The 22,078-nt window shown below is 69.0% G+C and carries 13 protein-coding genes; 2 read left to right on the plus strand and 11 right to left on the minus strand.

All coding sequences use genetic code 11. The annotated features are described in order from the left end of the window. Positions 1 to 256 precede the first annotated feature (256 nt). The 5 genes from J4E00_RS01545 to J4E00_RS01565 form a co-directional block, all read right to left on the minus strand. Positions 257 to 3,022, minus strand: a complete 2,766-nt coding sequence (locus J4E00_RS01545) for a T9SS type A sorting domain-containing protein (RefSeq protein ID WP_208173246.1) — start codon at positions 3,020 to 3,022, stop codon at positions 257 to 259. Between the two features lie 287 nt (positions 3,023 to 3,309). Beyond that, entirely contained in the window at positions 3,310 to 7,011 is a 3,702-nt protein-coding gene (locus J4E00_RS01550; RefSeq protein ID WP_208173247.1) for a beta strand repeat-containing protein, read from the minus strand. Between the two features lie 315 nt (positions 7,012 to 7,326). Next, entirely contained in the window at positions 7,327 to 13,494 is a 6,168-nt protein-coding gene (locus J4E00_RS01555; RefSeq protein ID WP_208173248.1) for a LamG-like jellyroll fold domain-containing protein, read from the minus strand. Between the two features lie 38 nt (positions 13,495 to 13,532). Then, the gene (locus J4E00_RS01560; protein ID WP_208173249.1) at positions 13,533 to 13,991 is read right to left on the minus strand and encodes a DUF4907 domain-containing protein; all 459 of its coding nucleotides are present in this window, start codon (positions 13,989 to 13,991) and stop codon (positions 13,533 to 13,535) included. Between the two features lie 221 nt (positions 13,992 to 14,212). Beyond that, positions 14,213 to 14,482 (minus strand): hypothetical protein, encoded by a 270-nt coding sequence (locus J4E00_RS01565; RefSeq protein ID WP_208173250.1) that lies wholly within the window; start codon positions 14,480 to 14,482, stop codon positions 14,213 to 14,215. Between the two features lie 145 nt (positions 14,483 to 14,627). On the opposite strand from J4E00_RS01565, the gene J4E00_RS01570 reads away from it, so the two are divergent. Together J4E00_RS01570 and J4E00_RS01575 are read left to right on the plus strand one after the other, a co-directional pair. Then, complete coding sequence (locus tag J4E00_RS01570) at positions 14,628 to 15,194, plus strand: helix-turn-helix domain-containing protein (protein WP_208173251.1); 567 nt, start codon at positions 14,628 to 14,630, stop codon at positions 15,192 to 15,194. 10 nt (positions 15,195 to 15,204) lie between these two features. Next, a complete protein-coding gene (locus tag J4E00_RS01575; protein WP_208173252.1) occupies positions 15,205 to 15,417 on the plus strand; it encodes a hypothetical protein in 213 nt (70 codons plus the stop codon). Between the two features lie 107 nt (positions 15,418 to 15,524). Here the strand turns inward: J4E00_RS01575 and J4E00_RS01580 are convergent, their stop codons facing one another. From J4E00_RS01580 to J4E00_RS01605, 6 genes are all read right to left on the minus strand, one after another. Then, positions 15,525 to 15,767, minus strand: a complete 243-nt coding sequence (locus J4E00_RS01580; protein WP_208173253.1) for a hypothetical protein — start codon at positions 15,765 to 15,767, stop codon at positions 15,525 to 15,527. Between the two features lie 85 nt (positions 15,768 to 15,852). Next, entirely contained in the window at positions 15,853 to 17,049 is a 1,197-nt protein-coding gene (locus J4E00_RS01585) for a tail fiber domain-containing protein (protein ID WP_208173254.1), read from the minus strand. 265 nt (positions 17,050 to 17,314) lie between these two features. Further along, positions 17,315 to 17,650: a hypothetical protein gene (locus tag J4E00_RS01590; RefSeq protein WP_208173255.1), complete on the minus strand. Its 336-nt coding sequence runs from the start codon at positions 17,648 to 17,650 to the stop codon at positions 17,315 to 17,317. 166 nt (positions 17,651 to 17,816) lie between these two features. Continuing rightward, entirely contained in the window at positions 17,817 to 18,179 is a 363-nt protein-coding gene (locus J4E00_RS01595) for a tail fiber domain-containing protein (protein ID WP_208173256.1), read from the minus strand. After that, positions 18,173 to 20,275: a hypothetical protein gene (locus J4E00_RS01600; RefSeq protein ID WP_208173257.1), complete on the minus strand. Its 2,103-nt coding sequence runs from the start codon at positions 20,273 to 20,275 to the stop codon at positions 18,173 to 18,175. Before J4E00_RS01600 ends, J4E00_RS01595 begins: the two co-directional genes overlap by 7 nt. A 29-nt stretch (positions 20,276 to 20,304) precedes the next feature. Beyond that, positions 20,305 to 22,035 (minus strand): tail fiber domain-containing protein, encoded by a 1,731-nt coding sequence (locus J4E00_RS01605; protein ID WP_208173258.1) that lies wholly within the window; start codon positions 22,033 to 22,035, stop codon positions 20,305 to 20,307. Positions 22,036 to 22,078 lie beyond the last annotated feature (43 nt).

Below are 22,078 nucleotides of genomic sequence, written 5' to 3' on the forward strand. Positions count from 1 at the left end.
GAGGGCCAGCTAGTACCGGCCGGCGAGCCAAAGCTACAGCCCGGCGCCTCAGTCAGCCTATTTCATTGCCCGGCGCGCTACCTGCCCGCCGCTCTGTAGCGGGCAACTGCCAGCGAGCCGGGCCCGGAATGACCGGAACCGGGGCCCCTGAGCACTGTCGAAGCCGCAGGGGATGGCCGGTGCTTACCAAGCCCCAGCCCAGACACGAAAGCCGCCGCCCTGGCTGGGACGGCGGCTCAAGCCTCAGCTCTACCGGTTACTCCACCGTCAGCCTGACGGCGCGGCTGCCCACACGCACCACGTACACGCCCGCCGGCAGCCCGGCCGGCAGCACCAGCGCGGCCGTGCCCTCGGGGCCTACGGTGGTGCTGGCGGCTACCCGGCCCAGGGCGTCGAGCACTTGCACGGCCGCGCCCGGGGCCGCCCCCACCAGCGTAGCCGCGCCGCCGGGGGCGGGGTTGGGATAGGCGCTGAACATGGTGCCCGCGCCGGCCACGTACTGCACCGGCGAGTAGACCACCGGGCCATCGGTATCGGTCTGGGCCAGGCGGTAGTAGGCGCTGGCCGCTTCGGCCACCTCGTAGCGGTAGCTGCGGGCGCTGCTGCTGCCGGCCCCGGCTACGAAGGCGCGGCGCGTCCAGTGCTGCCCGTCGGGGCTGGCCTCTACCCCAAAGCCGGCGTTGTTGACTTCGCTGGCCGTCGTCCACGTCAGGCCCACGAGGGTGGGCGACTGGCGGCGGGCGGTGAAGGTCACGAGCTGCACCGGCAGGGGCTGGCCGTCGGTATCGCCCGTGCGGGTGTACACCAGGCTCTGGGTGGTGGTGCCGTCGCCGAGCTGGCCGAAGGTGTTGTCGCCGGTCGAGAAGAAGTTGGGGCCGTAGGCGGTGCGGGCCAGCGAGTGGGTGGCGCCCCCGCTCACCATCAGCCAAGCGGTGCCGGCGGTGGCTTCCTGCACGGGGCTGCTGCTGTTGGCGGTGGAGTTAATGCCGAGCTGGCCGTTGCTGTTGTAGCCCCAGCTCCAGAGGGTGCCGTCGGCGCGGATGCCTACGCTATGGAAGCTGGCGGCCGCCACCTGGGTGTAGGGCACGGCGCTGGTGAGGGCGCCGGGGGTGCTGCGCGGGGTGTTGGTGCCGTTGCCGAGCTGGCCCTGGCCGTTGTCGCCCCAGGTATAGACCCCGCCGTTGGGTTGCAGCCCGATGCTGAACTTGAAGCCTCCCTCCACGGCCAGCCACAGGCCACCGCCCGCCACCGGGGCAGGGCTGCTGCCACTGATGGTGGTGCCCAGGCCGAGCTGGCCCGCGTTGTTGAGGCCCCAGGCGTAGAGGGTGCCGTTGGCGGCGATGGCCAGCGAGTGGTTGTTGCCCCCGCCCACGCTACGCCACACAATGCCGGCGCCTACCTGCACGGGCGTGGTGCGCTGGGTGGTGGTGCCGTCGCCCACCTGGCCATCGTCGTTGAGGCCCCAGGCCCAGAGGGTGCCGTCGGCGCGCAGGGCCAGGCCGTGGTTTTCGCCGCCCCAGGCTTGCCGCCACAGTTGGCCCACGCCCAACTGCACGGGCGTGGTGCGCTGGGTAGTGGTGCCGTCGCCGAGCTGGCCGTTGCCGTTGTAGCCCCAGCCCCAGAGGGTGCCGTCGGCCCGCACGCCCAGCGAGAACGAGCCGCTGCCCGCCATGGCCTGTACCCAGCTGGTGGCGGGGCCGGGCGCGACGGGCGTGACGGGCGTGAGGGCGGCCGCCACGCTGCCGGTGCCGAGGCGGCCGTTGCCGCCGCTGCCCCAGTTCTTGAGCCGCCCCTGCATATCCACGCCCGCACTGTGGCGCAGGCCTGCGTTGAGGCTGCGGGTGGGCAGGCCCACCACGCCCAGCACCTGCGCCGGGGCGCTGCGGCTGGTATTGGTGCCGTCGCCGAGCTGGCCGTTACCGTTGTTGCCCCAGGCCCACACGCCGCCATCGGCGCGCAGCGCCAGGGTGTGCAAGTCGCTCAGGCTCACGCTCACCCAGGTGGTGGCGGTGCCTACCTGGGTGGGGGTGGCCTTATCAGTGGTGCTGCCGTCGCCGAGCTGGCCTTTGTTATTGAAGCCCCAGGCCCAGAGGGTGCCGTCGGCCGCGATGGCGGCGCTACCGTAGATGCTGCCCCACACCTGGCGCCACAGCCGACCGGTGCCCACCTGCTTCGGGGCGCTCTGGTTGGTGGTGGTGCCATCGCCGAGCTGGCCATAAGAGTTGTAGCCCCAGGCCCAGAGCGTGCCATCGGCGCGCAGGCCCAGGGTGTGGCCGCCGCCGCCTTCCACGCTCAGCCAGGTAGTGGCGGTGCCCACCTGCTTCGGGGTGCTCTGGTTGGTGGTGGTGCCGTCGCCGAGCTGCCCGGTGCTGTTGAGGCCCCAGGCCCAGAGCGTGCCATCGGCGCGCACGGCCAGGCTGTGGTAGTCGCCGCACGCCACGCTCAGCCAGGTGGTGGCGGTGCCTACCTGGGTCGGGCTGCTGCGGTTGGTGGTGGTGCCGTCGCCGAGCTCGCCATAAGAGTTGTAGCCCCAGGCCCAGAGCGTGCCATCGGCGGCCAGGGCCAGGGTGTGGTCATAGCCGGCGGCTACCTGTTTCCACTTGGTGGTGGCGCCTATCTGCACGGGCGTAAGGCGCCGGGTGGTGGTGCCATCGCCGAGCTGGCCGCTGGGGTTGAGGCCCCAGGCCCAGAGGGTGCCGTCGGCGCGCAGGGCTACGGTGTGGTTGCCCCCGCCGGCCAGCTGGGCGTAGGTGGTGGCGGTGCCGGGCTGGACGGGGCTGCCGCTGGTGGTAGTGGTGCCGTTGCCGAGTTGCCCGGAGCCGTTGTTGCCCCAGGTGCGCAGGGTGCCGTCGGGCAGCAGCAGGAGGCTGTGGCTGCCGCCGGCACTCAGGGTGCCGGGCAGGATTTGGGCGAACGCTACCAAGGGCAGCAGGGCGGCCAGCAGGGCCAGCAGCAGGCGGTTGGCAGCCATCGGTCGGGCAGGGTGCCGGGCGCGGGCAATCGAGGCGAAGGGGGATTGCATAAAATGGGAGTGGGCGAGGTGTGACTGGTCAGCTTGGGCGACCTGGCTTTCGTGGGAGAGGGAAACGAGCTACTCAGGCAGCTGCCCGAGCGTACTGGATACATGCAAAGGTCCGCCACCCGTTCACCGGGGAGGGGCAAATGCCTGCCAATCGGTGACTGCCGGTACATTTTGGCAGGGATTTGCCCCTTTGTCCCGGTTGTTGACCGCCTGCTGGTCCCGGCCTCCACGTAAACCGCCGTCGCCCCTGGTAGGACGACGGCGGTTTACGTGGAGGCCGGGGTGACCTACTGCACTGTGAGGCGGACGCTGCCAGCGCCCACCCGCACCAGATATAGGCCGGGGGCCAGCCCCCCGAGGGCAGCGGTGCCATCGGGGCCCACGGTGGCCGTGGCCGCCACCCGGCCCAACGCATCGAGCACTTGCACCGCCTGGCTGGGCGCCGCGCCGGTGAGGGTGGCCGCGCCACTGGGGGCGGGGTTCGGGTACAGGGCCAGGCCGCCCGTGCCCAGCGTCACCGTTTGCACGGGCGAGTAGGCGGCCGTGCCGTCCGCGTCCACCTGCTTCAGGCGGTAGTAGAGCCGCGCCGCGCCAGCGGGCAGCCGGCCATCCAGCAGCTCGTAGGCGCGGGCGGTGCTGCTGCTGCCGGCGGCGGCTACCGTGCCGATACGGGCGAACAGCTCGCCGTCAGCGCTACGCTCTACCTCGAAGGCGGCGCTGTTCTTTTCCGAGGCCGTGGCCCATACCAGGCGCACGGCGGCTGGCCCGGCGGGCGTGGCCGTGAAGGCACTCAGCTCCACGGGCAGCGGGTTGGCGGCGTTGCCCAGGGTCCAGATGGAGAAGCTGCTGATGCCGGCCAGGCTGGCCGTGTAGGTGGTGGGCTGGCTGCCGCTGGCCGCCGTGGTGGCCAGCGTGGCCGCCCGTTGCGGCTGCCAGGTAGCGCCCGCGTTCTCGCTCTTGAACAGGAGCAGGTTGGCGGCCGGGATGTTGTTGCGCTCGTCGTCGCGCACGGTCAGGGCCAGGGCCACATTAAGGCCGCTGGTGACGGTGGGCTGGATGTCGAACACGCGCTTCACGCTCTGGCTGGTGCCCGCGCCCGTGCGGGCCGTGCCGGTGGTGCGCACCACCAGGGTGCTGCCGGGCAGCGTGGCCCCGCTGGGCGTGAGGGTCAGGCCCAGGCCCCCGAAGGTTTCGGGGGCGCCGGCCGTGGCCAGCAAGCGGGTGGTTTGCACCGTGCCCGTGGCGTAGCCGGTGGCCGTTTCGCCCAGGGTGGCGGTGCTGCCCAGCGTGAGGGCGTTGGGGCCCGTGGTGAGCACGCCCGTGGTGAGGGTGGCGGCGCTGGTGGCCGCGACGCTGTTCGTGAGCGTGAGGCCCGCCGCGTTGGCCAGCGTGAGGGTGCGCACGGTAGCGGGCAGGCCCGCCCCCGTGACCTGGGCCGCCGTGCCGTTGTAGGTGTAGAGCGCATCGGCGTTGAACGAGCGGGGGCCCGTGACCTGCACCGCCCCGGTGCTGCCGCTGCTGCTGATGCCCTGCGCCGCGCAGATGCCCAGCGTGCCGCCCGCCGCCAGCGTGAAGCTGCCGGGGCCACTGAGCACCTGGCAGCCATCGTTCAGCACCCCGCCGCTTTGCACGGTGGTACCGGCCACCACGTAGGTGGCGGCGGCCAGTGTGGCGCTGCCGCCGCTCTGCACCGTGATGGAGTTGTAGAGGCCCTCGGTCACGGTCTGACCGGCGGTGCTCACCACCAGGTCGGCCAAGGGCACAGGGGTGATGGTAATGGCCCCGTTGCCCCCGGCCGAAGCCACGCTGTAGCTGATGCCGCCGCTGCCGGTGGGCATCACCCACGACGAGCCGCCCCCGCCACCATCGCGGAAGCCGCCGCCCCCGCCGCCGTAGTAGCCGCCGCCGCCGCCGCCGCCCGAGCCACTGGCGCCCCCGCCTTGCCCCAGGGCCCCGGCACCGCCCGCCGCCGTTTGCGTAGCGCCCCGGCCGGGGCCGTAAATCCCTTGACCATCAGTCCCGGTGGGAGTGCCCCCGGCCCCGCCGTCGTTGTAGCCGCCACCGCCGCCGCCGCCGGCCGCTACCAGCAGCCGGTCGGCCAGGCTGGTGCTGGGGGCCAGGGCCGAGCGGCGCACGTCGCTGGCCCCGCCGCCCCCGGCCCCCTGGTACTGGTCGAGGCTGCCGTTGCCGCCGCCGTTGTAGCCCCCCGGGCCGTTGTTGCTCCCGGCCCCGCCCACGTACAGGGTCAGCACTTCGCCGGGCGTCACGAGCAGCGTGGCCTGCGCACGGGCGCCGTTGCTGCCGCCGATGCCATAATAGCCCATGCCCCCGCCGGCCCCGGTGGCGGCCACCCGCACGGCCGTGACGCCGGCCGGCACGGTGTAGGTCTGCGGGGTGCCGGTGTAGGCGTAGGCGGTGGTGAGGGGCAGGATGCTGACGCTGCCGTCGCCGGGAGCTGCCGCCAGGCTATAGCTAACCCCGGTGGCCGGGGCCGTGGCCCACGACGAGCCGCCGCCCCCGCCGCCGCCGTAGTAGCCGCCGCCCCCGCCGTAGTAGCCCCCGCCCCCGCCGCCGCCAAAGTTGCCCCCCCCGCCGGTGCTGGTGCTGCCGGGGCTGCCGTTGTTGCTGCCGGGGCCTGGCCTGCTCTGGGTGGCCCCGCCGCCCACTCTGCTGGCATTCGCGCCGTTACCGTTGCCGCCGGTGGGGGTGCCGCCGTTGCCGCCCGTGGCGGGGGCGTAGTCGTTGCCGCCCCCGCCGCCGGCCACCAGCAAGGCGTTGCGCGTGGTCAGGTAGTCGCCGGTGCTGCCCGCAGCCGGGGCCCGGCGCACGTCGCTGGCCCCGCCTCCCCCTTTGGAAAAGCTGGCCGCCCCGCCGCCGTTGTAGCCGCCGGGCGCGGCTATGCCGCTGCTGCTGCCCTGGCCGCCCACCAGCACCGTCAGCACCTCGCCGGGCGTCACGGGCACCGTGGCCTGCACCCGCGCCCCAACGTTGGCCCCGTCATATACGCCCCCGCTGGCCCCGGTAGCCACCACCTGCACGGCCGTCACGCCGGCCGGCACGGTGTAGGTCTGCGGGCCGCCGGGCGCGGTGAAGGTAAAGGTGGTGGCCACGGGCGTGATGGCCACGCTGCCGTTGCCGGTGGTCGAAGCCACGGCGTAGCTGATGCCGCTGCTGCCGGTGGGCCGTACCCACGACGAGCCGCCCCCGCCGCCGGCCTGGTAGGCGGCGCCCCCGCCGCCCCAGTAGCCGCCGCCCCCGCCGCCGCCGTAGCCATAGCTGCTCGCCCCGCCGGTGCCGTTGCTGCCGGGGCTGCCCGTGATGCCGGCGAAGTTGCCGCCGCTGCCCGGCCCGCTCTGGCTGGCCCCGCTACCCTGGCCACCGGCAAACGCGCTGTTAGAAGGGGTACCGTTGCCGCCCGTAGGGGTGCCGCCGCTGCCGCCCGTGGCGGCGGCGGCGAAATCGCTGCCGCCGCCGCCGCCGGCCACGAGCAGGGCGTTGCGGGTGGTGAGGTAGTCGCCCGTGCTGCCCACGCTGGCCGCCCGGCGCACGTCGCTGGCCCCGCCCCCGGAAGTGATGTTCCCGCTGCCGCCGCCGTTGTAGCCGCCGGGGGCAGCGCCGCTCCCGGTGCCGCCCCCGGTTCTGGTCCCCTGGCCGCCGACCTGCACCGTGAGCACCTCACCGGGCACCACGGTGATAGTCGCCTGCACCCGCGCCCCGTAACTGTAGTTGCCGACGTTGCTGAACGCGCCCCCGCTGGCGCCGGTGGCCACCACCTGCAGGGCCGTGATGCCGGCCGGCACGGTGTAGGTCTGGGCCGCGCCGGTGTAGGGGTAGGTGGTCGTGGTTTGGGCCTGGGCGGCGGGGCCGGCCAGGGCCAGCAGCCCGGGCAGCACCAACTGCCGGAGCCGCCGGCCTACACGGGCCAGCGTGGGCCCGGCAGGCGAAAGGCATGGGGCCACCGCGGCGGCCGAAGGGTTCAGGTGTTGCATAAGCGTGAGGGGGGAGCGCCACCTCCGGGGATAAGGCCAGGGGGCCGGGCGGGCTAGGAACCAAGCTAACGTGCCGCTCAGTTTCTGGCCTGCGGGCGGGTAGCCCGTCCCGGTTGCCAGCGGCAAAGGTCGGCAGCCCACTCACTGGAATAAGGACAAATCCCTGCCAATCTTTCGTCATCGGCGCATTTTGGCAGGGATTTGTCCCTTCGGCGGGCTCTTCCCCCCTTTGGGGCCCCGCCCCACGACGCAAACAGCCGCCGCCCCGGGCGGGACGGCGGCTGTTTCAGCCTCGGGAGGGAACGCAACGACGGCTTACTCCACGCTCAGCCGCACGGCCTTGCTGCCGGCGCGCACCACGTACACGCCCGCGGGCAGGCCGGCGGGCAGCACCAGCGCCGCCGTGCCAGTGGCATCAGCCGTTGCGGCCAGCACTGGGCGGCCCAGCGCATCAAACACCATAACCCGCGTGCCGGGCTCCGCGCCCGTGAGCGTAGCCGCCCCGCCGTGGGCCGGGTTGGGGTACACGGCCAGGCCGGTCGCCGTGCCCGTCAGCGCCACGGTGCGCACGGGCGAGTAGGCAAACGTACCGTCCGCGTCTACCTGCTTGAGGCGGTAGTAAAGCAGGGCCGCGCCGCCGGGCAGTTTGGCATCGAGCAGCTCGTAGGTGCGCGGGGCGCTGCTGGCACTGGCGGCGGCTACCGTGCCGATGCGCTCGAAGGCCGTTCCACTCACACTGCGCTCCACCTCAAAGGCGGCGCTGTTCTTCTCCGAGGCCGTAGTCCAGGCCAGGCGCACGGCGGCCGGGCCGGCCAGCGCGGCGGTGAAATCGGTCAGCTCCACGGGCAGCGGGTTGGCCGAGTTGCCCAGGGTCCAGACCGAGAAGTCGGCGATGCCGGTTTTGGTCACGACGTTGCCGGCGGCCGTGGTGCCGCGCTGCGGAATCCAGGGCGTGCCGCCGCTCACCGACTTAAACAGGGCCAGGTTGGCCACCGGAATCCCGTTGCGCTCGTGGGGGAAATAGGAGAAGTTCATCGTCACGCTCAGGCCCGCATTGGTGGCGGGGCGGATGTCGAAGTTGCGCAGAATGCTCTGGCTGGTGCCGGCTCCGGCAATGGCCGTGCCCGTAGTACGCGTCACGAGGGTGGCGCCAGGAGCCACCGAGCCGGCGGCCGGGGTCAGGGTCAGGCCCAGTCCGCTGAAGGACTCGGCCGTGCCGGGCACCAGGGAGCGGTTGGCCACCACTTTGCCAACGACGTAGCTGGCGTCGGTTTCGCTCAACGTGGCCGAGCCGCCCAGGTTTACCTGGTAGCTAGCGGTGGTGAGCGTGCCGCTGGTCAGGGTCAGGGCCGAGTTGATGGTCAGGGTCTGGCCGAGCTGCACGGTGCCGCTGGGCTTGTTCACCACCAGCGTGGTGAAGCCCGAGCCGTTGCTCAGCGTCTGGGTGGCGGTGCTGCCCACAAAGGCCACGGTGCCCGAGAGGGTGGCCGTGCCGCTGTTGGCCAGGTTGCCGTTCACTTGCAGCGTGGCGCCGCCGTTCAGCGTCAGGCTACTGCTGGCGTTGATGGTCAGGTCCTGCACGGGGAAGGTGCCCGTGGCCAGGACGGGGTAGCGGGCCAGGCCAGCCGGGACAACGGCGCTGGTGGTCGCGTCGGGCACCTTGCCGTAGCTCCAGTTGGCGCAGTCGGTCCAGGCGGTGCTAGTGCTGCCGGTCCAGGTAGTGGTGGGCGTAACGGGTACCGTCACGGTCACCACGGCCGGGGCGGTGGCGGTGTTGCCGCCGCCATCAGTCACGGTCAGGGTCACGGGCAGGCCATTCACGACGGGGGCCGCGTCGGGGGTCCAGGTGGGGCCGTTGGTGAGCGTACCCAGGTTGGCGGCGTTGCCGGTCGCGTCGGCCGCGGTCAGCCCGCTGGCCTCGTTGAGGCGGTAGTAGGCCACCAGTCCGGGGGTGCTGCCGGGCAGGCCCACGCCTTTAGCGGCATTGATTTGGGCAGCAGTGCGGCCCACGTTCCACACGCGCACCTCGTCGATGCTGCCGGGGAAGTATTCCTCGGCCCGGCTGGGCCCGTTGGTGTTGGTCACGCCGATGCGCAGGTTTCGGGCGTCGGGCACGGTGTGGCTGCCGGGCGTGTCGCTGCCCACGGCCACGCCGTCGAGGTAGATGGTGCGGGTGGTGCCGTTGAAGGTGGCCGCCACGTGGTGCCAGGCCCCGACTAGGCTGGGCGTACTCACGATGAGGTCGGGGCCCCACCAGTAGTTGATGAGGCCGTTGGCGCTCAGGCGCAGGGCATTTACTTGGTTGCTGGTGCCGTATTCACCCCAGCCGATGATGCCGTAGACGCCCATCTGGGTGGGCTTAATCCAGGCCTCGATGGTGTAGGCGCTGTTGCCCACCGGCACGATGGCCGTGGTGGGCAAGCTGATGTACTGGTTAGTACCATTGAAAGTAAGGGCGCTGGCCACGGTGGCGGGCACGGCATCGGTGCAGCTGAAGCTACTGGGCGACACGCTTAGGCTGGCGGCCGCGGCCGGGCTGCAGTTGGCGGTGCTGCCGTTGTTCACGGCCGTGGCCGCCAGCGTGGCGTTGCCGCTCACGCTCAGCGTCACGCTGGCGTTCTGGGCCACGGCCACGGGGGCGGTGGTGCATAGGGTGAAGGCGCTGGGGCTGGCCACCGTGCCACAAGCCGTGGTCACGCGCAGGTTGCCCGACGTGGCCCCGGCGGGTACCGTTGCCGTGATGGTCGTACTGTTTACCACCGCGAAAGTGGTGGCCGCCGTGCCGTTAAAGCTCACGCCCGTGGCCCCGGTGAAGCCCGTACCCGTGAGGGTGATGGTTTGGCCCACTACGCCGCTGGTCGGCGTGAAGCCGGTGATGGCCAAGGTTTGGTTGAGGTTGTTGCCCGTCACGTAGTTCGACTGCGAGCCAGTGGTCAGGGCAAAGCCTGTGAGTGTGCCGGTGCGGCCGCTGCCCGAGTCGTCGGCCAGCGTAGTTTGGGTGGTGTTAGTGCCGTTGGCGGTTCCCTGGTTGAAGGAGTAGCAGGCAATCAGGCCCGTCTGGGCGGAGAGCTGCGCCTGGTAGTTGGCCGCAATCTGGGCATCGGTCCGGGCCACGCTCCACACGCGCAGCTCGTTGAGCGAGCCGTCGAAGAAGCGCTGGGGGCCCCCGGAGAACCAGGCGCCCACGCTGTAATTCTGGCTTGCGATGGCCACTGTGCTCGCGGCGCTGACGGTGTTCAGGGGCGCGCCGTTCAGGTAAAACTTCACCGTGCCACCGGCACCGCCGGTGCTGGTGTACACCACGGCCACGTGGGCCCAGGTGTTGAGCGCTACCCCGGTCGAGGCGTAGTAGTCGGACGGGCTGCTGCCGTTCACCGTGAACTGCATCGCGCCATTGGTCATGTGAATATGCACGGCACCGCCGGGAAAATCGTCGCCGTTGAGCAGCGTGCGCAAGCCGCTGTTGGCTTCCTGGTACACCCAGCCCTCCAGCGTCAGGGCCGTCAGGGCCGGCAGCGGGGTGGTACCGCGCACGTAGTCATCGGCACCGTCGAAGTTCAGGGCGTTGTTCGCCGTTACGCAGCTCAGGCTTGTGGGCAGCTGGTAGGTGACGCTGAACGGCGTGGCGGCCGTGTTGCCGTTACCAGCCGCGTCCTGTGCCACGTTGGCCACCACGTTCACGGTGGTGGCGGTGCCGGCCGTGGTCGGCGTCACGGTGAAGGTATAGGTGGAGCTGCCACTAACCCCCGTAAAGCCGATAATCGTGCCGTTGGTCACGCTCACATTACCGGCTACAAAGCCCGTCACCCCTTCGCTAAAGGTCACCGTCACGGGAATGGGCGTGGTGTTCGTGGGGTTGCTGGCCGTGCTGCTGATGGCCACTGTGGGCCGCACCGAATCCACCGTGAAGGTGTTCGTATTTGAGCTGGCGCTCACGGCCTGGCCGCTGAGCTGGGCCGTGGCCCGTACCGTGTGCGCGCCCTGGGCCAGGGCCGTGGGCTGCGCGAGGGACCAGCTGCCGCCGGTTGCCGTGGTTGTGCCAATGCTGGTGCCGTCCACGTATACCGTGACCGTCGAGTTGGCCACAGCCGTACCACTATAGGTGGGCGTCGCCAAGTTGGTCAGGGCCCCGTTGCCCGGGGCCGCCACCGCCGGCGTTGCCGTCACCGGCTGGCTGTATTGGATGCTGAACTGTGGAGCGGCCGTGTTGCCGGTGTTGTTGGCGTCCAGGGCCATGGCGGCGGCCACGTTCACCGTCACGGTGCCGAAGGCCGCCGGGGTCACGTTGAAGGTGTAGGTCGAGCCCGAGCCCGAGAAGCCCGAGAGCGTCCCGTTGCCGACGGTTACGTCCGAAGCGGTAAACGTGGTACCCACGCTGGCCGAAAAGGTTACCGTCACGGGAATGGGCGAGGTCGTCGTCGGGTTGCTGGCTGTGCTGCTGATGGTGGCCGCCAGGGCCGGGGCCGTCACGCTGAACGTAGCCGAGGTGAAGGCCGAGTAGCTGGTATTCGAGGAGGGCTGAGTGGTGCCGATGAACACGTCGCTAGTTCCGTTGTTGAGGAACACGTTCACGACCTGGTCGCTGGGGCCGTTGTTGCTGCGCTGAACGGCCTGAAAATTCACCTGGTAGCTGCCCGTGGGCACAGCCAGGTTCTGGGCCAGGCTGCCCCCGGCACCGTTATACGTTTGCAGCAGGCCCACGGCATCACCCTGCGCCGCCGTCGACCCGAAGCCGCTGCTGTTGCGCGAGACGCCGACATTGCCGGCAAAGCTCCAGGGGGCCGCCACGACGGAGCCAGCGTATTGAAAACTCCCGGCCGCCACGTTGCTGGTTTCAAACGTGCCGTTGGTAAGTCCGTTGGTGAAAGCCGTCCCGCCTTGCAGCACCTGCACCGCGTCCACGAAGGCCGTCACGTCGTTAAAGCTTCCGCTGGCCGAGCCCGCGCCCCGCAGGATGAGCTGCGGCGCGGCTGCGAAGCTTTTGATGATGGTGTACAGCTCGCCCGCCGTGTAAGGCGTGTTGCTCATCGTGGCCGAGAGGCCCGTGCTGTTGGCCACGTTCAAGAGCAAGGTGCCGTCGCCGGTACCCGTATTCACCGTCACGGTGTAAGTCGTGCCCGAGCCGCTCACGCCGGCTACCGATGCACTGCTTACGGTACCCGTGGGCGTGAGCGTGAAATTACTGGCCGTCACGCCCGTCACGCTGACTGAGAAAGTCACGCGGAAACTCACCTGGGCCATGGCCGTGGGCGAAGGCGTCAGGCGCGTCACCGACGCCACGGAGGGAACCGCCACGGCAAAGGTGCTGGCCGAGGTGGCGGTGCCGCCGGGTGTCGCCACGGCGATGATACCGGTCGTAGCCCCCGTGGGCACGCTCACCGTAATCTGCGTTGCGGAGTTCACCGTGAAACTCGTGGCGGCCGTGCCGTTAAAAGTGACGGAGGTGGCGCCGGTCAGGTTGGTGCCCGTCAGCACTACACTGGTGCCCACCGGGCCGTTGCCCGGCGAGAAGGAGCTAATGCTGGGAGCCGCCGCGCTGGGGGTGTATTCCCAGAAGTCGGCGGCGTAAGTATTACCTGACAGGCCCGTGCCAATGTAGCCTTTGCTACCAATGCTGAAGCCGACCGGGAATACCCGCCCCCCGCCCCCGCTGGCCGTCTTCTGGGTCCAGGTGTTGGTGCCGGGGTCATACTGCCAAACGTCGTTGGTTTGCTGAGCAGTCTGCGTGTTGGTACCCGCGCATATATAGCCTAGGCTGCCAATGTTAAAGCCCGCAGCTCCGTAGCGCTCGGTTCCGCCGATGTCGGCCTTACGTGTCCAGGCGTTGGTAGCGGGGTCATACTCATAGAAGTCTTTGGTGGTGCCATTGGAAGCATAAAACCCAGTGCCGATGTAGCCTTTGCTGCCAATACTGAAGCCAGCAGCCTGGTACCGCGCTGCGCCCGGAAAATCGGTCTTCTGCGTCCACGTATCCGTGGCCGGGTTGTATTCCCAAAAGTCTTTGAGCGGTGGGTTATTACTATAAGTACCCGTACCCACATAGCCTTTGCTTCCGATGCTGAAAGCGACGGCGTTCTGCCTTCCGCCGCCGGCAAAATCGGCTTTGCGGGTCCAGACGTTGGCGGCCGGGTCGTACTCAAAAAATTCCTGGGAATTGCTGGAGAACCCTACGCCCATGTAGCCCTTGCTGCCAATGCTGAAGCCGACTGCTCCGGTTGGTGCATAGCCAGCGTAATCGGCCTTCTGAGTCCAGACGTTCGTGGCGGGGTTATACTCCCAGAAGTCGGTGGTGCGGGCGGTGGCCGTATAGCCCATGCCGATATAGCCCTTGCTGCCGATACTGAAGCTGGTGGCATAATAGCGCCCGCCGCCACCATAATTGGCCTTCTGAGTCCAGGTGTTTTGAGCTACAGCCGGTAGGCTTCCGCACAGAAAAAGTATCCCAAGCAGCCAAGCCTGGATACGTACGTAAAGTTGGGTCATATAAAAAGAGAGAGGAGAAAGAGAATTACAAAAGGTCCCTACTGGCCCGCATGTAGGCGCTTCAGTTCGGCGGCGGTCACGGTGGGCGGCATCTGGCCGGCGCGCACCTTGCGGGCTACCAGCCCGGCCACGCGCTGGGCCTCGGCGGCCGTGTGGAAACCTTCATTGCCGGGGCGGCCCGGGATACTGGGCTGCGACACCAGCACCTGCCCATTCACCAGCACCTCGTAGCCGTAGGTGCGGTTGGCGTTCGTCAGCAAACGGGTCGTGACGGTGGCATGGCGGGAGGAAGTGGAGGCCGGGACCACGGCGGGCAGCGCGCCGGTCCGGGCGGTGGCTCCATTGGCTGAAGCAGGCCGCTGCTGGCCCCGGACGGAGCCGGCCCATGTGCCGGAAAAGAGCAGGAACAACAGCGTGAGGAAACCGCTCAGCCGGGCCAGGCGGGTAACGTGGGCCGCACGCGTGACACGGTTAGAGCATAAAGTAAAAAGAACCATACGTCTGGTAAAAGGATGAGGGAAAGCAACCGCCCCCTCCCTTTCGAAACGACGGCCAATGAATAGATTCTAATAAATCAATTCGGCAAAGGTACCCCTGTCACCACCACGGCGGTATGACATAAACATGTTGTTTTTCAGCCTTGGGATAATGCCAACGCTGCCGCCATCCCGAGCGAGACGACGGCGGCGTTGGCCGCAACTACTGAATAAACCCTCCCCTACTCCACCGTCAGGCGCAAGGCCTTGCTGCCCACGCGCACCAGGTACACGCCCGCCGGCAGCCCGGCCGGCAGCACCAGCGCGGCCGTGCCCGCCGCGTCGGCCGTGGTCGAAGTCACGGGACGGCCCAGCGCGTCGCTCACCGTCACCACCGTGCCCAGCGTGGCACCCATGAGGGTGGACGCGCCACCTAGGGCGGGCTGCGACTGGCGGGCCTGGGCGGCAGCAAAATCGGCTTCGCATAAAGCCGGGCCGAACGGCCCGCCCACCGGAAAGCCGCTCCTTGCCTTGCGGCGGACACTTCAGCAGCTCACGGTTTTTCACCGTACACCAAAAGCCGTGAGGTCGCGTTGTTCCTCACGGTTTTTTGCCGCGCTTCACAATCCGTGAGGTCGCGCAGGCGGACCGGCCTCTATGAGCACTTCTGACCAGTTGCGCGCCGTGCGCGCCCATTTTGGTTTCAGCCAGCCGGCGCTGGCCCCCTGGCTAGGGCTGAGCCGAGCGCTGCTGGCCAGCATCGAAACCGGGCGCGAGCAACTGCCGGCCCACGCCCGGCCCTGGCTGCGCCCCTGGCTGGCGGCCCTGGCACAGGCCGCGCCCGAAGCCGCCCCGGCCTCCGAAGCGGCCCCTGCTCCTACCCTGCCGCCCGGCGCCCCACCCCCGGTGGCCGCCCGCTGGGCCGAGTGCCACTACCAGGCCCAGCGCCTGCGTCAGCAGCAGGCCGGGCTGCAGGCCACCCACCGCACCGCCGCCCGCCGCCTGGCCGCCGGCCCGTTGTTGCGGGCCGCCCTGCCCGCCCCCGGCCCGGACGTGCCCGACGCCCCGGCCGTGGCTTTGCGCCGCCGCTGGCTGGCCCGTCTGCTCGAAGCTGCCACCGATGCCCTGCGGCCCGAAGCGCCGGGCAGCCCGCTGGCCGTGGCCTTGCTGGAGGCCCGCCGCCAGGGCTACCTGCACGAGGCCGCGTGGCTGGAAGGGCTGTAGAGCGGACGCCATGACCCTGGGCGACGCCCGCACCAAGGAAGAAATTCGCCTGCGCGGCCTCAAGCGCGACCGCGAAAAATTGCAGGACGAGCAGCTCGGCGGCCAGGGCGGTCGGGGTGCTTTCCGCCGCAGCCAGGAGCTGGATGCGGCCCAGCGCCAGCTCGCCGGCTATCAGGACTGCCTGGCCCAGGTGAAAACCCGCCACGACGCCCTGCCCGCCTAGCGCGCCTCCCTCCTCTCACCCCGGCACCCCACAAAAAAGCCCCTGGTCGTTAGGCCAAGGGCTTTTTTGTGGAGGTATGGGAAGAGCCGGCGGCGCCCCTGCCCGCGCTACTTCTGCGCCCGGGGCTGCTCGCCCAGCACATGGGCCATCTGGACTTGCAGGGTGAGCAGGCTGGCGTGGTCGGCGGCCTGGGCGGCGGTTTCCAGGGTCGTGGCGCGGCTTTTCAGCGCGTCGTTTTCAGCCTTTAGCTCCTTAATGGCTTCGACGAGCACGGGGGTATACTGGGCGTAGTTGACGGCCTTATAGGAATTGGCGCCGGTGCTCGCCAGCTCGGGGAATATCTTTTCCACCACCTGGGCCAGCAGGCCCACCTGGGGGCGCCGGCCGTGCCCCCGTGCGTTATGCCCAGCCCCATTCCCAATTGCACGCCGGGGCTTAGCGCTGGGCCTGAGCCCCGAGCAAACCTTCGAGGCGGCGCAGACGCTCTTCCAGGGTGGCGGTGCTGGCCTCGGCGCCCTGCCGGCTCTGCTGGGCCTGCTGCCGCAAGGTGGCGTTTTCGGCTTCGAGGGCCCGCACGCGGCGGTAGAGGGCCTGGATGGCGACCATGTTGATGCCGTCGATGTCGACGGTATTGATGGTGGTGTCGCGGCCGATGCCATCGAGGCGAAAGGCCTGGTAGAAGTCTTGAGCCATGGGGCCGACGTGGCGTTGGGTGGCGGGCTGCGCCTTGTAGTTCCACTCGGTGATGGGCAGCGTGGCCACTTTCTGCAGCACCTGCTCGGCATCAATGGGGCGGAAGTTTTCCTTGACCCGCCGGTCGCTCAGGCTGGTCCACGAGCCCGCGCCGGGCGTCAGCTCCACGCCGGTGATGGTCCCCCCTGCGCTGGTTGTGGGCGAGTTGCCCCGCACCGAGGTGATGAGCCGGTAGCCGCCGGAAAAGCGCATGGTCATCTGGTTGGTGGCCGAGCTGGTGATGTAGTCGGAAGAGAAGCTGCCGCTGCCGTCGCCGAGGGTTATGGCGCCCTGGTGGGCGGCGTAGGCATTTTTGCCGACGGCGGTGCAAAAGCTGGCGCTGGCCCGGTTCTGCAGCCCGATGGTAATGCCAAAATTACCATTGGCAATATTGCCGGAGCCGATGGCAATGCTGTACAGGCCGCCGGCTATGTTACTGCTGCCCAGCGCCAGGGCATTCTCTTCGGTGGCCTGGTTGCCCTGGCCCAGGGCCACGGCGTGCGCAGCGCTGGCGTAGGCACCGGAGCCCATCGCCACGGACGATGCACCCACGCTCTGGGAGCCGTCGCCGGCGGCAAAGGAATACTGCCCGTTGGCCTGGGTATTGTAGCCGGTGGCAAAGGAGTAGAGCCCGATGAAACTGTCGTTCCATTGGATACCATCCACGTAGCCCACCCGGAAAGCGGCCTTGTCGGCGTACCAGAGCAGGCGGCGGCCGGCGCCGCTGATGGGCAGCGCGTTGCCGGATACGTTGCCGGTGGAGGAAAACAGCACGCTGCCATCGGCCACGTGCAGGCGGCTCTGCGGCAGCGTAATGCCGATGCCGACGTTTTGGGCGAGGGCGGCGGAAGCGGGAGCCAGGGCCAGCAGCAGGCCAAGGCGAAAGACAAGGTGATTCATCACAGAAAATTAGGTGGCAGGAGTGTTTGCGGCCGCAAGCTACGGCTAGTGCCTGATTTTCGGGCTTCGGCCTTTGTCTCTGACGAGGTAATAGGGACACCAAAAGGCCCGGCGGGTAAGGTGCCATTGGGGCGGATAGGATGGTCAACGAACCTCATCCTCCCGCCCCTTTTCTGGAGAAGGTTAGAGTAGCGCGGGACGGCGGAGCCGCTAGCTGGCGTTTTCGGTCTGCAAGGCGTGCACGCGGCGGCACAGTACCTGAATGTCAATGAGGTTCACGCCGTCGAAGGTGGCCTATATTGTCGAAAATCACCAGTCCAGCCACGGGCGGCGCGGTGGGGCCAGCCATGAGGGCCGTGTGCTGGGCATTGCTCAGGCGCGACAACACCCCCTTGGTGGTGCTGCTGATGTCGAGCGCCGCTGAGGCGCTAGGGGTGGTGGTGCCGATGCCGACCGCGCCGGTCTGGGGATGGGCGAGGCAGGGGCGGCCAGCGGGGCGAGCAGGTATTTGTTCAGTATAAAAGCCAGAGATAAAAAGACGAGGAAACCCATCCCCGCCGTGCGGTGCCGCCGGCCCCGAGGGCTGCCGGGGCCGGCGCACCGCCCGCTCGGAGTAGAGCGGTGGCCGACCGGCCCCGGCACCAAAAACCTCTTCCCGCCCCCGCCCGCTTTCCTAAAACTGAGCGTAGACAAAGTGTAGGCACCTTGGCTAAGCAATTGATGGCCAATCGGCATTATTTGCAACAGGACGGGCTGCCGGCCAAAGCCTAGCGCTGGGCCTGCCCGCCGGTGGCCGCCTCCAGGCGCCGCAGCCGGGCCTCAAAGGTGTCGAGGGTAGCCGTGGCCTGGGCAGCTTTGGTTTCGGCGGAAGTGGCTTTGGCCTCGGCCGAGGCGGCGCGGGCCTTCAGGGCTTCAATTTGCTGCTGCTGCTCCTTGAGGGCTTCGACGAGCACGGGCGTCAGGCGGGAGTAGTCCACGCTCTTGTAGCCGTCGGCGTCGGTGCTCACCATTTCAGGGTAGAAGGGCTCGATTTCCTGGGCGATGAAACCCAGCTGCCGCCGCGCCTCAAACTGCTTGGCCGGGAACTCGGCCCGCCGCCAGTAGTAGGTCACCCCGCGCAGCTTCAGCACGCTGGCCAAGGCCCCTGCACCGGCACCACGTCGCGCTTGTACCGCCCGTCGGAAGTGCAGTTGAGCCCGCCCGTGGCGCAGATGGCGCCGCTCACGAACAGCCGCGGGCCGGCGCTGGGCGCGCCGATACCCAGGTTGCCGTTGCTGTCGAAGCGGGCCCACTCGGTGATGGTGTTGCTGCCGCTGGTCACGTTGTTCGACTGGCCAAAGTAGATTCCGCCCGGCCCGCCACCGTTCTGGTTGATGAGCCACGTTTCGCCGGTGCCGTTGCTGCGGTTCCACTGCAGGTGGGCGCCCTGGTTGCTGATGCGGCCGGCGCTGCGGGCCAGGATGCCGCCGTCCACGTCGAGCCGGGCGGCGGGGCTGCTGGTGCCCACGCCCAGGTTGGCGTCCACGATGCTGCTGCCGTTCACGTAGCTGTTACCAGCCACGGTGCTGTTGCCGGTCACAGTGCTGTTGCCAGCCACATAGCTGCTTCCCACGCTGCTGCTGCCCCCCACGGTGCTGTTGCCGCTCACGTTGGCGTTGCCATTCACGTCGAGCTTCAGGGTAGCACTGGCGGCCGTGCCGATGCCCACGTTGCCGGTCAGGTAGCTGGTGCCGTTCACTTTCAGGGTGGTGCTGCCGACGCTGTACAGGTTCAGCGTGCCGCTCTGGCTCATGAGGCGGCTGGAGTAGTCGAGGCCGGGGTTCTCCGCCAGGTCGAGGTAGGGGGTTTTGCCGCTGCCGCGTAGCTCGATGCTGGGGTTGCCGCTGCTGCCCCCGCTCAGCAGCACGCCCAGGGCGGCGCTACTGCTGCTCTCGGGCTGGTCGACGTGCAGGCCGGCTTGCGGGTTAGTGGTGCCCACGCCCAGCATGCCACCCACCAGACCGCCCCCGCTGATGTTGAAGTTGGCTCCGGCTTGTGTCGGCGAGCTCTGGTTCTGGATAAAGCTGGCCCCGGTGGCCGTGGTGGCGGCCGTGGTTTGCACGGTATTGTCGGGGAAGCGGAAGCCGCCGGTGCTGCTGTACACCTGCCCAGCCACCTCCAGCTTCTGGCCGGGGCTGCTGGTGCCGATGCCCACGTTGCTGCTCAGGGCCTGGGGGTAGAGGCTGGTGCCGCTCTGCGTCCACTCAGGGTCTTCAAACCCGACCACCCCGCCGGCCTGCTGGGTGAGTACCTGCCCCACGCTGCCGGCCGTCGCGGGCAGTACGTAGCCCGCCCCCCGGAAGCGGATGGCGGGCTGCGCGATGTCCGTCGTCCCGGTGGCAAAAGCGCAGCCGTCGTCGCCGGGCGAGCTGCCGTTGGCATGGGCCCGGCACTGGGTACTGGTATAGTTCATGTAGATGTAGTCACCGTCGGTGCCGTTGGGGATGTAGTTCACCGACGCATTGTTGTAGCAGAACTGCACCACCAGGCTGCTGGTGCCGTCCCATAAGTAGGGCTGCGCGAAGGTCCAGGCGTTGATGCCCAGCACGCTGTAGTAGCCGGCGGGCGGGGCCGAGTACACGGTGGTCAGCGGCACCGTCGAGAAGCCCGTCAGGCTCGTGGCCGTGGTGCTGCCGAGGCGCACCGTCCAGTTCAGGTACGGGGCCGAGGTGTTCTTTTCCATGATGCTCAGGGCCACCTCGCTGAGGTAGCCGGCCTGCAGGCCCGCCGCCCGCAGCTGCGCGGCCGTCACCAGGTACTGCACCTTAAAGTCGGAATGCCGACCCTGCGCAAAGGGGTAATAGTTTTTATTCGACGCGCCGGTGGGATTCGCCGTAACGGGCGCATTCGGAGGGCCCACCGCCAGGCCGGTGGCGGTGTCGTAGGCCAGGCCGCTGGTCAGGCGCTGCCAGTTGGGCTGGGCCGCCGTGCCGGCGTTGTAGTAGAAGCCGGCCGGGCTGCCGGTCTGGTACACCAGCAGGCCGGGAGCGGGCGTGGCCACGCTGCTAGTGCTGGCCACGCGGGGCAGCAGGACACCCTTGCTGGAGCTCACGATGTCGAGCGCCGCCGACACATCGGGGGCGGTAGTACCGATGCCTACATTACTGGTCTGGGCGTGGGCGAAGCGAGGAGCGCTGGCCAGCAACAGCAGGATAGCCAGCGGGGCAAGCAGGTATTTCTGTTTCATCTTACTGGTTTTTATAGGCAAAGGCACTCCTAGCGCTGGGCCTGGCCGCCGGTGGCCTCCAGGCGCCGTAGCCGGGCCTCGAAGGTTTCGAAGGTGGCCGTGGCCTGGGCCTGGGCGCGGGCAGCTTCGGCCGTGGCGGCCGCCGCCTGGGCCTGCAGTGCGGCATTCTGACGGCGCAGCCCGGCCAGCTCAGCGGCGCGGGCCGCCCGGCGTGGCGCAGCCGGGGCAGCCTGAAGCTGCTGCAACTGCTGAGCGAGGCGGGAGTTGGCCGCCTTGAGTTCCTGCACCTGCCGGTATAGCGCCTGGATGGCAATGAGGTTGACGCCATCGAAGTCGGCCTGGTTGATGGTCGTCTTTTCGCCCACGCTCCCCACGCCATCGTGGCCGAAGGCGGCGTAGAAGTCCTGGGCCATGGGGCCGTAGTGGCGCATGGTGTCGGGGCTCTGGCCCTTGTAGTTCCACGAGCCCAGGCGCATCCGGCCAATGCGCTCGAGGAAGCGGTTGCCGTCGGCCAGCACCACCCGCTCCTTGCGGGTCGAGTCGGAGAGCGTGCTCCAGGCGCTGGCGCCGGGCGCCAGGAAGGCCCCCACGGGCGTCATGCCCGCGCCGCCGTTGCCGACGGGCGCGCCGTTGTTGCGGCCGTTGGTAGCCACGGTCGTAAACAGCCGGTAGCCCCCCGCGAAGCGGGCCGAGAACTCATTGCGGGCCGAGCTGGTCAGCGAGTCGGCGGGGTAGTCGGTGCGGTAGGGCGAGAAGTCGGCCAGCACGAAGCAGCCCTCGTAGCTGGCGGTGCGGGCGTAGTAGCCCAGGGCGTAAGCGTTGCTGGTGCTGGTGCGGGCCTGGCAGCGGTAGCCAAAGGCCAGACTCGGCACGAAGAAGTCGGTGCTGGAGTTGGACTGCACCTTGCTCTCGAAGCCGCCCACAAAGCCGTTGTAGCCGCGCATAATGTTGTTGCGACCCGTCATGAAGCCGCCATCGCAGAGCTGGCCGTAGTTGTTGTAACCCGTGATGAGGTTATACTGCCCAAAGCGCACCCAGTTGTTGCCGCCGAAGGCAGCCGAGTAGTCGCCCCGCACCTCGTTGTCGAAGCCGAAGGCGGCCGAGTAGCGGCCCACGTGGTTGTAGTCCCAGCGGTTGCCCGACACCCCACCGGCGAAGAACGAGCTGTTGTACGACTGCCACATCACCCGGTCGCCGGCCCCCGACACGTTAAAGGGGTTAATCCGGCCCCGGAGGTTCTTGGAAGTAATGACAAAATCCTGGTCCATGTCCAGCAGGCGCACGCCGTAGGTGGTGGTCGAGTCGGGATGCACGCGGGTGGCCCCCACCGTAAGCAGGCCGTTGCCGTCGAGCCTTAGCCCGCCCCGGATGGCGCGGGCGGTGGGGCCGCCCATCAGCTTGTTGCCGTTGAGGTTAAGGTTCTGGGTGGCGGTATGATTGCCCAGGTTGTCGGCCCCCAGCCGCACCCAGGCCGTGCCATCGTAGGCATACAGGCCGGGCGTATTATCGGTCTGGTAAATCACCAGGCCCGGCACGGGCGGGGCCGTGGCGCTGACCGTCAGCGCGTCGCGCTGGGCCAGGCTCAGGCGCGGCAGCAGCAGCCCTTGGCTAGTGCTCCTGATTTCGAGCGCCGCCGAGGCGTCGGGGGTGGTGGTGCCAATGCCCACCGCGCCGGTTTGGGCGTGGGCCATGCCAAAGGTGGCAGCTACTAGCAAAGCTAGCAGCTGCCAGCGGGGAGCGAAGGAGAGCGCGTGCTTCATAGAGTGCAGCAAAAGTGTAAGGCCGGCGTGGCATGCACCCAGC

This window comes from Hymenobacter negativus (assembly GCF_017571495.1).
GTDB classification, from domain to species: domain Bacteria; phylum Bacteroidota; class Bacteroidia; order Cytophagales; family Hymenobacteraceae; genus Hymenobacter; species Hymenobacter negativus.